At 72.3% G+C, this 13,747-nt stretch carries 12 protein-coding genes; 2 read left to right on the plus strand and 10 right to left on the minus strand.

The window, feature by feature from the left end; translation table 11 throughout:
• The first annotated feature begins 1 nt into the window (after position 1).
• Positions 2-502 carry a hypothetical protein gene (locus FZC61_RS11905; protein ID WP_148614369.1) on the plus strand — a complete coding sequence of 167 codons (501 nt, stop codon included), beginning with the start codon at positions 2-4 and terminating at the stop codon, positions 500-502.
• A 4-nt stretch (positions 503-506) separates the two neighbouring features.
• Here the strand turns inward: FZC61_RS11905 and FZC61_RS11910 are convergent, their stop codons facing one another.
• On the minus strand, positions 507-2,471 hold the full coding sequence (locus tag FZC61_RS11910) for a TIGR03960 family B12-binding radical SAM protein (protein WP_148614370.1): 1,965 nt from the start codon (positions 2,469-2,471) through the stop codon (positions 507-509).
• 391 nt (positions 2,472-2,862) lie between these two features.
• The gene (locus FZC61_RS11915; protein ID WP_148614371.1) at positions 2,863-4,536 is read right to left on the minus strand and encodes an MDR family MFS transporter; all 1,674 of its coding nucleotides are present in this window, start codon (positions 4,534-4,536) and stop codon (positions 2,863-2,865) included.
• Positions 4,537-4,594: 58 nt separating this feature from the next.
• Between FZC61_RS11915 and FZC61_RS11920 the strand changes: the two genes are divergently transcribed.
• Positions 4,595-5,740 (plus strand): calcium:cation antiporter, encoded by a 1,146-nt coding sequence (locus FZC61_RS11920; RefSeq protein ID WP_148614372.1) that lies wholly within the window; start codon positions 4,595-4,597, stop codon positions 5,738-5,740.
• Positions 5,741-6,084: 344 nt separating this feature from the next.
• Here FZC61_RS11920 and rodA read toward each other — a convergent pair whose 3' ends face one another.
• The 8 genes from rodA to FZC61_RS11960 all read right to left on the minus strand — a co-directional run bounded on the left by rodA (position 6,085) and on the right by FZC61_RS11960 (position 13,743).
• Complete coding sequence (gene rodA / locus FZC61_RS11925) at positions 6,085-7,266, minus strand: rod shape-determining protein RodA (protein WP_148614373.1); 1,182 nt, start codon at positions 7,264-7,266, stop codon at positions 6,085-6,087.
• Complete coding sequence (mrdA, locus tag FZC61_RS11930) at positions 7,263-9,413, minus strand: penicillin-binding protein 2 (RefSeq protein ID WP_148614374.1); 2,151 nt, start codon at positions 9,411-9,413, stop codon at positions 7,263-7,265. Before mrdA ends, rodA begins: the two co-directional genes overlap by 4 nt.
• Before the next feature lie 51 nt (positions 9,414-9,464).
• Positions 9,465-10,001: a rod shape-determining protein MreD gene (gene mreD / locus FZC61_RS11935; RefSeq protein WP_148614375.1), complete on the minus strand. Its 537-nt coding sequence runs from the start codon at positions 9,999-10,001 to the stop codon at positions 9,465-9,467.
• Positions 9,998-10,948, minus strand: coding sequence for a rod shape-determining protein MreC (gene mreC / locus FZC61_RS11940; protein ID WP_246142646.1), 951 nt, complete (start codon positions 10,946-10,948; stop codon positions 9,998-10,000). Before mreC ends, mreD begins: the two co-directional genes overlap by 4 nt.
• Entirely contained in the window at positions 10,945-11,979 is a 1,035-nt protein-coding gene (locus FZC61_RS11945) for a rod shape-determining protein (RefSeq protein ID WP_148614376.1), read from the minus strand. The genes mreC and FZC61_RS11945 overlap by 4 nt, the downstream gene beginning before the upstream one ends.
• A 448-nt stretch (positions 11,980-12,427) precedes the next feature.
• Positions 12,428-12,838 carry a nucleoside-diphosphate kinase gene (ndk, locus tag FZC61_RS11950; RefSeq protein ID WP_148614377.1) on the minus strand — a complete coding sequence of 137 codons (411 nt, stop codon included), beginning with the start codon at positions 12,836-12,838 and terminating at the stop codon, positions 12,428-12,430.
• A gap of 10 nt (positions 12,839-12,848) precedes the next feature.
• Complete coding sequence (locus tag FZC61_RS11955) at positions 12,849-13,043, minus strand: hypothetical protein (protein ID WP_148614378.1); 195 nt, start codon at positions 13,041-13,043, stop codon at positions 12,849-12,851.
• A gap of 28 nt (positions 13,044-13,071) precedes the next feature.
• Entirely contained in the window at positions 13,072-13,743 is a 672-nt protein-coding gene (locus tag FZC61_RS11960; RefSeq protein WP_211357216.1) for a pyridoxamine 5'-phosphate oxidase family protein, read from the minus strand.
• Between the last annotated feature and the right edge of the window lie 4 nt (positions 13,744-13,747).

Consider the following 13,747-nt stretch of genomic DNA (forward strand, 5'->3'; position numbering starts at 1 on the left):
GGTGCCCGCGCTCGACGTGTCCGAGGACCGAGGACCGGCCCCGCGCCGGGGCCTCGACACGGGTGTGAAGGTGGCCGTCGCCGCGCTGGTCGTGGCGGCGGTCGCCTTCTTCGTCGTGCTCGCGGCCGGCGGCGGCGACGAGAAGGGCGAGTCGCTGACCCCGCAGACCGCCCAGGCCGGGCAGTGCGTCGACCTCACCGAGCAGGCCGGCCGGATCGACCTCACCGCCGCCGGCTGCTCGCGCCCACACGACGCGGAGATCGTGCTGACCACGGCGGTCGGCGAGGCCATCGCGGGGCCGGCCGAGCTCGACGACGCCGAGGGCGTCTGCACGGGCCTCATGGACCCCGCGGACGTCGCCCGGCTCGCCGACGGTGGCACCGACGTCGACTGGGGCCTGCTCATCGACGAGCCCAGCAACATCGACCCCACCGACCGGCTCGTCTGCTACGTCCGCGCCGCCGACGGCCGCCTCGACGAGCGGCTGCTCGACGCCGGCTGAGCCCTCAGACGACCGCGAGCGGCAGCAGGCGCTGCCCGGTGGGGCCGATCTGGATCTCGGTGCCCATCTCGGGGCAGACGCCGCAGTCGTAGCAGGGGGTCCAGCGGCAGTCCTCGACCTCGACGTCGGAGGTGCCGTCGGCGACCGCGAGGGCGTCCTCCCAGTCGGCCCACAGCCAGTCCTTGTCGAGGCCCGAGTCGAGGTGGTCCCAGGGCAGGGTCTCGTCGTAGCCGCGCTCGCGGGTGGTGTACCAGTCGAGGTCGACGCCGGTGCCGGCCAGGCCGGTCTCGACGGCCGCCATCCAGCGCTCGAAGGAGAAGTGCTCGCTCCAGCCGTCGAAGCGACCGCCGTCGGCCCACACGGCCTCGATGACCTTGCCGACGCGGCGGTCACCGCGCGACAGCAGTCCCTCGACGATGCCGGGCTTGCCGTCGTGGTAGCGGAACCCGATGGCCCGGCCGTAGCGCTTGTCGTCACGCACGACGTCGCGCAGCTTCTTCAGGCGCTCGTCGGTGGTCTCGACGTCGAGCTGGGCGGCCCACTGGAACGGCGTGTGCGGCTTGGGCACGAACCCGCCGATGGAGACGGTGCAGCGGATGTCGTTCTTGCCGGTGACCTCGCGGCCCTTGGCGATCACGGCCTTGGCCAGCTCGGCGACCTGCAGGACGTCCTCGTCGGTCTCGGTGGGCAACCCGACCATGAAGTAGAGCTTCACCTGGCGCCAGCCGTGGGAGTACGCCGCGGCGACGGTGCGGATGAGGTCCTCCTCGGTGACCATCTTGTTGATCACCTTGCGCATCCGCTCGCTGCCGCCCTCGGGGGCGAACGTGAGGCCCGAGCGGCGGCCGTTGCGGGAGAACTCGTTGGCCAGCGTGATGTTGAAGGCGTCGACGCGGGTGCTGGGCAGCGACAGCGAGACGTTGGAGCCCTCGTAGCGGTCGGCCAGGTCGGTGGCGAGCTCGCCGATCTCGGTGTGGTCGGCGCTCGACAGCGACAGCAGCCCGACCTCCTCGAACCCGCTCTTGCGGATGCCGTTCTCGACCATCGCCCCGATCGTCTCGATCGAGCGCTCGCGCACCGGCCTCGTGATCATGCCGGCCTGGCAGAAGCGGCAGCCACGGGTGCAGCCGCGGAAGATCTCGACGCTGAACCTCTCGTGGACGGTCTCGGCCAGCGGGACCAGCGGCTTGCGCGGGTAGGGCCACGCGTCGAGGTCCATCAGCGTGTGCTTGGTGACGCGGTGCGGGACGCCGGGCCGGTTGGGCGTGACCGCGACGACGGCACCGGTGGTGTCGTCGTAGGAGACGTCGTAGAAGCGCGGCACGTAGATGTTGCCGGTGACGGCCAGGCGACGCAGCAGCTCGTCGCGCCCGCCGGGCTCGCCCTCGGTCTTGAACTCGCGCACGACGTCGGAGATCGCCAGCACGACCTCCTCGCCGTCGCCGAGCACGGCGGCGTCGATGAAGTCGGCGATCGGTTCGGGGTTGAACGCCGCGTGACCGCCCGCGAGCACGATCGGGTCGGCCTCGGTCCGGTCGGCCGCGTGCAGCGGGATGCCGGCGAGGTCGAGGGCGTTGAGCATGTTGGTGTAGCCGAGCTCGGTGGAGAAGCTCAGCCCGAAGACGTCGAAGTCGCGCACCGAGCGGTGCGCGTCGACGGTGAACTGCGGGATCGGGCCCTGCGCGTCACCCTTGCGCAGCACGGCCTCCATGTCGGGCCACACGGCGTAGGTGCGCTCGGCGACGATCCAGTCGCGCTCGTTGAGCACCTCGTAGAGGATCTGGACGCCCTGGTTGGGCAACCCGACCTCGTAGGCGTCGGGGTACATCAGCGCCCAACGCACCGTCGGGCCCTCCGGGGCACAGTCCCAGTCCTTGACCGTGGAGTTGAGCTCACCGCCGACGTACTGGATCGGCTTGGACACCGACGGCAGGTACGGCTCCAGACGGGGAAAGACGCTCGCAGACATGGGCTGCAGTCTACGAGCGCCCGCCTCACCCACTCGATTCGCGGGCCGAGGTCCGTGGCCCGGTCTGTCCCTTGGTTGCGGTTGTCGTGCAGGCCTTCGGCGCGTTGTACGCCTGCGGCGGGCTTGGGGCCCAGCGGGCCGGGGCCTGTGGTGGGGTGGGAGCCCAATCCGGCGAGCGTCAAGCGCGGCGTGGCGCGCAGGACCGACCCGACCACAGGCCAGGTCTGGGCGCGACACGGCGTCGCCAGCTGCGGATCGCAGGTCCTGCCCCGCCGGAGGACCCCGACCGACCCACCACGCACCCCAGCGCAGCACCAAGCCCGCCGCAGGCGGAAACCGCGCCGAAGGTGCGCACACCAACCGCAACCGGAGAGGCCCGAAGGGGCCAGGACTAGGACGTCTCGGGGGCCGCGGTCGCCCGGACCGCGGCGGCGGCCGACGTGGCTCGCAGCTCGACCGACGGCATCAGGAGCAGGAGCAGGAAGGCGACCAGGCCGACCCCTGCGCCCATCAGGAACACCAGGTCCATCGAGGAGGCGAAGCCCTGCTTGAAGGGGTGGGCGAGGGCCGGGGAGAGCTTCTCGATGAAGGACGAGTCGTCCTGCACCTGCCCGGACGCCGCTCCCCCGGCCTCGAGGATCATCTGGTCGGTGGGGTTGGGGTCGTCGACGACGGCCTGGAAGGACCCGGTGGTCGAGGCCTTGTCGATCTCGTCGGCGATGTGGGGGCCGACGGTGGAGAACAGGACCGACAGGAACACCGCGACGCCGATGGTGCCGCCGATCTGGCGGAAGAAGGTCGCCGAGCTGGTGGCCACACCGATCTCGGACGGCGGCACGGCGCTCTGCATGATGAGCAGCAGCGGCTGCATGCAGTTGCCCAGGCCGAGGCCGAGCACCAGCATGAAGAGGTCGACGACGACCAGCGAGGTGTCGGCCGACGTCGTCGAGAGCAGCAGCAGCGCGACGACGATCAGCGCCGAGCCCACCCGCGGGAAGATCCGGGTCTTGCCGGTCCGCGAGATCAGCTGGCCCGAGACCAGGGCGCCGGCCATCAGGCCGAGCACCATGGGCAGCATCAGCAGACCCGCCTCGGTCGGCGAGGCCCCGTGCACGACCTGCATGTAGAGCGGCAGGATCAGGATGCCGCCGAACATCGCGGCACCGATGGCGATGCTGGCCGTGATGGTCACGGCCGCGGCGCGGATGCGGAACAGCCGCAGCGGGATCAGGGCGTCGTCGCCCATCGCCTTCTCGGCCAGCACGAACGCGGTGATGCCGAGCGCGCCGACGACGTAGCAGAGCAGCGACCGGCCAGACCCCCATCCCCACTCGCGGCCCTGCTCGGCGACGGCCAGCAGCGGGACCAGGCCGACGACGAGGGCGCTGGCGCCCCACCAGTCGATCCGGGCCTGGCGGGGCTGGTGGTCGAGGTGCAGGGTGCGGGAGACGACGACCAGGGCGGCGATGCCGACGGGCACGTTGACCAGGAAGACCCACCGCCAGCCGGTGACCCCGAGGATGTCGGTGCGGCCGGCGAAGAAGCCGCCGATGACGGGCCCGAGCACGCTCGAGGTGCCGAAGGTCGCCATGAAGTAGCCGGTGTACTTGGCCCGCTCGCGCGGGGAGACGATGTCGCCGATGATCGCGAGCACCAGCGTGAACAAGCCGCCGGCGCCGAGGCCCTGGAAGGCCCGGAAGGCGGCGAGCTCGTACATCGACGTGGCGAACGTGCAGAGCACCGAGCCGAGGACGAACACCGAGATCGCGAACATGAACAGCTTCTTGCGGCCGTAGATGTCGCCGAGCTTGCCGTAGATCGGTGTGGTGATCGTGGACGTGATCAGGTAGGCGGTGGTCACCCACGCCTGGACCGAGAGCCCGTCGAGGTCGTCGGCGATCGTGCGGATCGAGGTGCTGACGATCGTCTGGTCGAGAGCGCCGAGGAACATCCCCAGCAGCAGCCCCGAGAGGATCGTGAGGACCTGGGCGTGGGTGTAGACACCGCTGCCCTGGCCGGTCGCGCGGCTCGCGGTGTCGTCGGTGGTGTCGTCGGTGGTTGCCATCGGCAACGATCGTAAAGGTCTCCGTCACGTCAGGGACCACCCCCTAAAGTTGGCTCGGATGAGCGAGACGTTGCAGGACACCGCCCGCGACGACGCCGCTCGTCCTGACTCCACGCGCGACTGGCTGGCCTGGACCACGCTGGTCCCGCTGATCGCCCTCGCGGTGCTCGTGCCCACCTGGGGCCGCTACCTGCCGGTGGCGCTGTCGGTGGCGGTGGGCGTCGTCCTGGTCGGTGCGGTGCTCGCCGCGGTCCATCACGCCGAGGTGGTGGCGCACAAGGTCGGCGAGCCGTTCGGGTCGCTGGTGCTCGCGGTGGCGGTGACCGTCATCGAGGTGGCGCTCATCGTGACCCTGATAGCCAGCGGTGGCGAGGAGACCTCCACGCTGGCGCGCGACACCGTCTTCGCCGCGGTGATGATCACCGTCAACGGCATCGTCGGCCTGTCGCTGGTCGTCGGCGCCGTCAAGCACCACCTGGCGACCTTCAACGCCGAGGGCACCGGGTCGGCGCTCGCCACCGTGATCGCCCTGGCCGGGGTGACGCTGGTGCTGCCGCGGTTCACCGACGAGGCGGGGCCTGCGTTCACCAGCTCGCAGCTGGTGTTCGCCGCGGTCGCCTCGCTCGTGCTCTACGGCATGTTCGTCTTCACCCAGACCGTGCGGCACCGCGACTTCTTCCTGCCCGTCGCGACCGGCAAGCGTGGCCCCCACGACGACGACGGTGACGGCCACGCCGACCCGCCGACGGCACGACAGGCCTGGCTCAGCCTGGGTCTGCTGCTCGCTGCGCTCGTGGCGGTCGTGGGGCTCGCCAAGGTCTGCTCCCCCGCGATCGAGGACGGCGTCGACGCCGTCGGCTTCCCCGGCGCGTTCGTCGGGGTCGTGATCGCGCTGACGGTGCTGCTGCCCGAGTCGATCGCCGCGTCGCGGGCGGCGGCGCGCGACAACGTGCAGACCAGCCTCAACCTGGCCTATGGCTCAGCGATGGCCTCGATCGGTCTCACGATCCCCGCGATCGCCGTCGCCTCGATCTGGCTCGACGGCCCGCTCGCCCTCGGGCTCGAGCCGATGCAGATCGTGCTGCTCGCCCTGTCGGTGGTCGTCAGCGTGCTCACCGTCGTGCCGGGTCGCGCCAAGCCCCTCAACGGCGGGGTCCACCTGGTGCTGCTCGCGGCCTACCTGTTCCTGGCCGCCAACCCGTGAGCCCGCGGGTGCCCGGATCCGGACGCCGCACAAGGCTGACCCACCCCGCGTCGAGTTCCACCGCACCCGTCACCGCGAACTGACCCACCCCGCGTCGAGTTCCACCGCACCCGTCACCGCGAACTGACCCACCCTGGGTCACTTCCGACCACCGCACCCACCCGAACTCGACGCACCCCGGGTCACTTCCGAGAACCGCACTCACCCGAACTCGACGCACCCCGGGTCACTTCCGAGAACCGCACTCACCCGAACTCGACGCACGCCGGGTCACTTCGGAGAACCACACCCACCCGGAGTCGACGCACTCCGCGTCGAATGCTGCACCAACCGTGCGCCGACCCTCAGGCCCGCACCAGCACCCGCCCCGACGGCTGCATCCGCGCCGCCGGCGCCTCGGCCGCTCGGCGCGAGATGTTGAGCAGCAGCCCCACGGCCAGCATGGAGGCGAACATCGAGCTGCCGCCGTAGGACACGAACGGGAGCGGGACACCGGTGACCGGCATGATGCCCAGGCACATGCCGATGTTCTGGAAGGCCTGGAAGCCGAACCAGCAGGCGATGCCGGCGGCGGCGACCCGACCGAAGACGTCGTCGGTGCGCGCGGCGATGCGCAGCGCGCGCCACAGGATGACGCCGAGCAGGCCGATGATGACGCCGGAGCCGAGCAGACCCAGCTCCTCGCCGGCGACGGTGAAGACGAAGTCGGTGTGCTGCTCGGGCACGAAGCCCGAGCGGGTCTGGGAGCCGTCGAAGAGGCCCTGGCCGAAGAACCCGCCGTTGCCGACGGCGATGCGTGCCTGCTCGACGTTGTAGCCGGCGCCGCGGGGGTCGAGGGTCGGGTCGGTGAAGGCGAGGAACCGGTCCACCTGGTACTTCTCCAGCAGGCCGCCGGCGACCGCGGCCACGGCACCGACGACGCCGGTGGCCCCGAGCAGCACCAGCCAGCGCCGGTCGGCGCCGGTGGCGGCCAGCACCCCGAAGACGGTGGCGCTGAGCACGAGCATGGTGCCGAGGTCGGGCTGCGCCAGGATGAGGGCGGCCGGCACCCCCGCGATGAGCAGCATCAGGGCGACGTCGCTGCCGGTGGCGCCGTCGGCGCCGCGCAGGCGACGTCCCTCGGAGCGCTCGGCGACGACCAGGGCCATCCCGATGACGACGGCGAGCTTGGCGAACTCCGACGGCTGGATCGAGAGCCCGCCGAACATCAGCCACGACCGTGACCCGTTGACGGTGCTGCCCATGGTCAGCACCAGGACGAGCCCGCCGACCGAGGCGAGGTAGACCACCGGCGCGAAGATCCGCACCCACCGGTGGTCGGTCAGCAGCACCACGAGGAGCAGGCCCAGGCCGAGGGCGACGTTGACGACCTGCTTGTCCAGGTAGGCACGCGGGTCGCCGCCGGTGAGGTCGTCGCGGGTACTGGTGGCCGACCAGACGAGCAGGCAGCCCAGGACGCTGAGGGCCACGACGGCCAGCAGGAGCAGGCGGTCGAGCCCGGGCACCCGCGCGGTGGAGGTGGTCATCGCTTCTCCTGGTCGGAACTCGTGCGGCGGGGGTCGACCGCCGGCGGCAGGATCGAGCCGTCGGCCCGGAAGGACGGGAGCCGCTCGGGCAGCAGCGTGCCGGGGATGACCGCGCGGTCGGGGACGACCTGCTCGCCGTCGATGCCGTAGAGCGCCTCCCAGATCTTGCGCACGCCCTCGCCGGACGCGCCCGAGCCGGTGCCGGCCTGGCTGATCATCATCACCACGACGTAGTCGTCGGAGTAGGAGGCCACCCACGAGGTCGACTGCTTGCCGTAGACCTCGGCCGACCCGGTCTTGGAGCGGATCGGCACCTCGTCCTGCGGGAAGCCGACCATCTTCCAGGCCATGGTGCCCTGCCGGGTCACGCCCTTGAGCGCCTCGTCGATGTAGCCGTGGACGCCGGGCGGCAGGTCGACGTGGCCGCTGACGGTCGGCGGGATCCGGCGGATGACGGTGCCGTCGGCCGCCACCACCGCGCGCGCCACCCGGGGCTCGTAGAGGGTGCCGCCGTTGGCGATGGCGGCGTACCCGCGGGCCAGCTGCAGCGGCGTGACGATGGTGTCGCCCTGGCCGATGGCGAAGTTGACCGCGTCGGTGACCTTGTACTGGTAGCCCTCGAGGCAGAACTCGCGCGAGAACTTGTAGACGAAGTCGCTGGTGTCGGCGTCCTGGGGCTTGGCGGCGATGCCGCAGTAGAACGACTTCATGGACTTGTAGTAGGCGCGCTTCCAGTGCCGGTCGGCGATCCGCCCGGAGGCCTCGCCGGGCAGGTCGACCCCGGTCTCGCTGCCGAAGCCGAACTTCTCGGCCTCCTCGACCAGCGGGTCCTCGGCGTCGACGTCGGAGGCGTCGGAGCCGTACTTCTGCCAGTAGTCGTAGCCGACGCGGAAGAAGAAGGTGTTGCAGGAGACCTCGAGCGCCTGGGCGAAGGTGATGTTGCCGTAGGCCGCCGACTCGTGGTTGTGGAAGTCGCGGTTGCCGACCCGGAAGGCCGAGGAGCACGGCAGGGTGGTGCTGGGGCTGTAGCCGTGGGTCAGCGCGGCCGCCGTCATGAACGGCTTCCAGGTCGAGCCGGGGGCGAACTGGCCCTGCGTGGCGCGGCTGAGCAGCGGCGTACCGGCCTTCTCGGAGTAGAGCGCGGCCAGCTGCTTCTTGGTGATGCCGTCGACCCAGACCGACGGGTCGTAGGTGGGCTGGCTGGCCATCGCGACGATGCGGCCGGTGTCGGCCTCCATCACGACGGCCGCCCCGGAGTCGGCGGCGAAGGGGCGGTCGGTGACCGGGTCGACGGTGGCCCGCGCGGTCATGATCCGCTCGTGCAGCTGCTGCTCGACGACGCTCTGCACCTTGGCGTCGATCGAGGTGACCAGGGTGTCGCCGGGCTGGGCCTCGACGTCGGCCTCGTCACCGATGACGCGGCCCATGGAGTCGACCTGGACCTGCTGGTAGCCGGGCATCCCGCGCAGCCAGCTGTCGTACTGCTGCTCGATGCCGGCGCGGCCGACGACCGAGGCGCCGTTGACCGACTGGTCCCCCGCCTCCTCGGCGGTGTCGAGCTCGTCCTCGGTGATCGGGCTGAGGTAGCCCAGCAGGTGGGCGGCGTTGATGCCGAAGGGGCGCGGGTAGGCCCGCACGGTCTGCTGCTCGACGACGACGCCGGGGAAGTCCTCAGGCTGCTCGCGCAGCCGCTGGGCACCGTCCTGCGGGAGGTCCTGGGCGACCGGGACCGGCTGGTAGGGCGAGCCGTTCCAGCACACGCCGGGCTCGGCCCCCTCGGCGCCGCAGCTGAGCAGCTTCTTCTCGATCCGGCGCGGCTGCTGGTCGATCACCTTGCCGACGCGGCGCACCAGGATCCGACGCTCGCGGGCGGGCAGCTTGTCGAGCACGGTGCGGTCGAGCGAGACCACCCAGGTGAGCCGGTTGGCGACCAGGGGCCGGCCCTGGTCGTCGACGATGAGCCCACGGGTGGGCTGCACGACGATCTCGCGGACCGACTGGGCCGCGGCGCGGCCCTGGTACTCGTCGCCGCTGACGACCTGGAGGTAGTAGAGCCGCACGAAGAGCGTGGCGAACAGCGAGAAGACCAGGGCCTGGATCACCAGGAGCCGCAGGCCTCCGCGCGACGTGGGCAGGGCCGACCTCATGGCGTCCTCACCGCGACCTCACCGCGACCTCACCGCGTCCTCACCGCGTCCTCATCGGGCCACCGGGGCCGGACGAAGGCCCTCGGGCTGGAGCCGGGTGAGCACCCAGGCGACCGAGGGCAGCACGAACGGCGCGAGCGCGAGGTCCCACACGACACCGACGAGCACGACCTGGAGCAGCTCGGGGACGGTGGCGGCCTGGTCCTGCAGCACCAGTCCGGTCAGGGCGAAGACGGAGGTGCCGAGGAACGAGCAGGCCGCGACCGCGGCCAGCGACCCGGCGACACCGGCCGGTGCGTCCTGGCGGACCCGCCCGGCGACGTACCCGACGAGCATCAGGGCCAGGGCCCAGCGCCCCGCGACGTGGTCGGCCGGCGGGGCCAGGTCGAGCAGCAGCCCGGCGCCGAAGCCGAGCACCATGCCGACGTGGGCACCGCGGGCCAGGCCTGCCGCCACGACGACGACCAGCACGACGTCGGGGCCGACGCCGTGCCACGCGAGGTGGGGCAGCACGGAGGTCTGCAGCACGAGCGCCAGACCGACCGCGAGGGCCAGGAAGAGGCTGCGGGCCACGGTGGTGGGGTTCATCGCAGGCTCCCGTCGGCCTCGACGACGGCGCGGTCGCTGCGCGTGCCCGACGGGACGACGACCCCGACGACGTCGAGGGCCGCGAAGTCGACGTACGGGTCGATCACGGCGCGCTGGGAGCTCTCGCGCAGGCTCGAGTAGACCGACACGACCTCGCCCACCGGCACGCCGGCAACATAGGGGCTGGCGCCGTCGGTGCTGCCCCAGGTGACGACGGTGTCGTGCTTGCGCGGCACGACGGTCTCGTCGACCAGCTCGAGGTCGAGCCGGCCGGCGTCCCCGAGGACCCCGCGACCCTTGAGGAAGCCGAGCTCCATGCTCGCAGCAACCCGGCCGCCGACCGTGGAGTCGGGGTCGACGATGAGCAGGACGGTCGCGGTCGTGGCGGTGACCCGGAGCACGCGGCCCACGAGCCCGTCGTTGTTGAGGACGGTCAGGTCGGGACGGATCCCCGACTGCGAGCCGGCGTCGATCGTGACGGTGCTCCGGAACGACTGCGACGGCCCCACGCCGATCACCCGGGCCGGCACGAGCGCCTGCCCGAGGTCGGTGGCGGCCGAGGTGAGGCCCTCGAGCTCGGCCAGCCGGGCCCGGTCGTACGGCGCGGTGCGGACCGCGGCGCGCAGGTCGGCGTTCTCGGCCTCGAGGGCCGCGAGCTCGCCGCGCAGGTGGTCCTGGGTCTCGAAGCGCTCCGACAGCCCGACGACGGGACGGATCATCCCGTCGGCCGCGGCCTGGGCCGGTCCGACGGCCTCGCCGACGACGCGGCGGGCCGGGTCGAGGGCGCCGCCGCTGCCGTCGAGGACCATCAGGCTGGCGCAGGCCAGCAGCAGGGCGACGACCAGCGCGCGCGACGGGCGGCCGGGCTCGCGGTCCTCGCGCGGGGCGCGCCCGTAGTCGCGGGCGGACATCAGGGGCAGCCGGCGTCCGCGGCCCGGTCCGCTCACCGGGGCCGCCGCTGGTTGTCGGCGACGAGCACGGCCTGCAGCGCCTCGAACTCCTCGACGCACCGGCCCGCGCCGAGCGCGACCGAGACGAGCGGGTTGTCGGCGACGTGGACGGGCATGCCCGTCTCGTGACGGATCCGGTCGTCGAGGCCGCGCAGCAGGGCGCCGCCACCGGTGAGCACGATGCCGCGGTCCATGAGGTCGCCGGCGAGCTCGGGCGGGGTCTGGTCGAGGGTGACGCGGACGGCGTCGACGATCGCGTGCAACGGCTCCTCGAGGGCCTGGCGGATCTGGGCGGCCGACACCTCGACGGTGCGCGGCAGGCCGCTGACCAGGTCGCGGCCGCGCACCTCGGCGGTCGGCTCGTCGGTGGTCGGGAAGGCGGAGCCGAGGGTCATCTTGACCTCTTCGGCGGTGCGCTCCCCCAGCATCAGTGAGTGCTCCTTCTTCATCCAGTGCACGATCGCCTGGTCGAGGTCGTCACCGGCGGTGCGGATGCTGAGGCTGGTCACGATGCCGCCGAGGGAGATCACGGCGACCTCGGTGGTCCCGCCGCCGACGTCGACGACCATGTTCCCGGTGGGCTGGTGCACGGGCAGCCCGGCACCGATCGCCGCCGCCATGGGCTCCTCGATGATGTAGACCCGCCGCGCGCCGGCCTGGTAGCCGGCCTCCTTGACCGCGCGCTGCTCGACGGCGGTGATGCCGCTCGGCACGCAGATGACCATGCGGGGCTTGGCGAAGTAGCGGCGCCGGTGGACCTGCTGGATGAACCACCGCAGCATCTGCTCGGTCGCCTCGAAGTCGGCGATGACACCGTCCTTGAGCGGGCGCAGCGCGGTGATGTTGTCGGGGGTGCGCCCGATCATCGACTTGGCGTCGTGGCCGACCGCGAGCACCTCGCCGGTCGTGTCGTTGAGCGCGACGACGCTGGGCTCGTCGAGCACGACGCCCTTGCCGCGCACGTAGACGAGCGTGTTGGCGGTGCCGAGATCGACGGCCATGTCACGGCCGATGATGCTGTTCGCCATGCGCGCGCCTCACTGTCGCGCGCGGGTCGGGGAAGACGGAGAAGCCGGGTACGTCGCGCGCACGGGACGCCGTACCCGAAGCGAGCGTAAGCAGTGGGGCCGGTGTGACGACGGAGGCGCGTGGGGTGTGTCGCGCTCGGCGGGCCGGCGCGGGGCCGCGGTCGCCCTCCTCGCGACCGCCCTGGCCTTCGCCGACTCCGACGACGGGCGCGCGAGCAAGCTGCGCCTGGCCGCGCTGCTCCTCGGGCTGGTCGGCGCGGCCCCCGGCCAGACCTGGCTGCTGCGGGGCGCGCGCGATGGTCGTCGTGCTGGGTGGCCGGCGCCGCGCTGCTGGTGCGCACGCGACGCGCGATCGTCGCCGCGGGCGGCGACCCGGACGCCGGGGTGCCGCTGCAGAACCTCTGAGCCGGGTCGGGTGGCCTCAGCCCCGTGGCGTCGGCCGGTCGTCTCAGCCCAGGGCGGGGAACCAGAGCGCGATCTCGCGCGCGGCCGACTCGGGCGAGTCGGAGGCGTGCACGAGGTTCTCGCGGTTGGACAGCGACAGGTCGCCGCGGATGGTGCCGGGAGCGGCCTTGCGGCCGTCGGTGGCGCCGTTGATCGCCCGGACCACGTCGATCGCCTCGTCGCCCTCGAGGACCAGCGCGACCAGGGGGCCGCTGGTGGCGAACGCGCGCAGCGGCGGGTAGAAGTCGCGCTCGACGTGCTCGGCGTAGTGCTGGTCGGCCATGGCGCCGTCGACGAGGCGGTGCTCCATCGCCACGATGGTCAGGCCCTTGGCCTCGAACCGGGACAGCACCTGCCCCACCAGCCCGCGGCGGACGGTGTCGGGCTTGAGGAGGACCAGGGTGCGCTGCGTCATGCCGCGCACCCTACTCAACCGGGCTGCGGCGCCCGCGATGCAGGACCGTGAGCGGGCCGAGGACCGGCACCAGGAACAGGATGGCCATCCAGATCCCACCCGCAGGGACGCGCACGCGGTCGAGGGCGACGAGTGCGATCAGCACGACGAGCAGCACGACGTGCGCCGCCAGCAGGACGATCAGGACGAGGGCGGCGGGGCTCACGGCCCGACCGTAGGGCGCCCGTGGCCGCTCACGCCAACCCGGCCGCGCGTCGTACGACGTCGGGCGGCGCGTCGTCGTGGGAGTCGTCGCCGGCGACCGGGGCCGCGGCGGTGCGACGCACCGGGATGACCCCGCCCCACACGCCGGCCGCGACGTCGTCCGGCTCGTCGACCGGGCCACCGGTGCGCACCTTCATCGAGGCCTCGAGCAGGGGCACGGCGAGCACCGAGGTCGCGGCGACCTCCTTGCGCGTGTGGGGGCGCAGGGTCGCGCTGCGGCCCGGGACCATGTGGTCGACGGTGAGCGTGAGGGCACGGGCCTTCTCGACGGGGTCCTCGACCAGGCGCGCCTCGCCGATGACCACGACCGAGCGGTAGTTCATCGAGTGGTGGAACCCCGAGCGGGCTGCGACGAGACCGTCGACCTCGGTGACCGTCACGCACACCGTGCGGGTGGCAGCCCCCGTGAGCCACCGTGCCGCGACCGAGCCGTGGATGTAGACGGTGCCGCCTTCGTCGGGCCCGTCGAGGTCGACGGCGAACGCGACCGGCAGCACCACCGGGTGGTCGCCCACCACGACACCGACGTGGGCGACCAGGGCGTCGGCCAGCAGGGCGTGCATGGGCGCGCGGTCGGTCTGGGCGCGGTTGCGGCCGCGGCGGACGGTGGTGCGCTCGGTCGGCGACAGCGGTGTGGTCACCGGT

This window comes from Nocardioides rubriscoriae (assembly GCF_008087085.1).
GTDB lineage: Bacteria > Actinomycetota > Actinomycetes > Propionibacteriales > Nocardioidaceae > Nocardioides > Nocardioides rubriscoriae.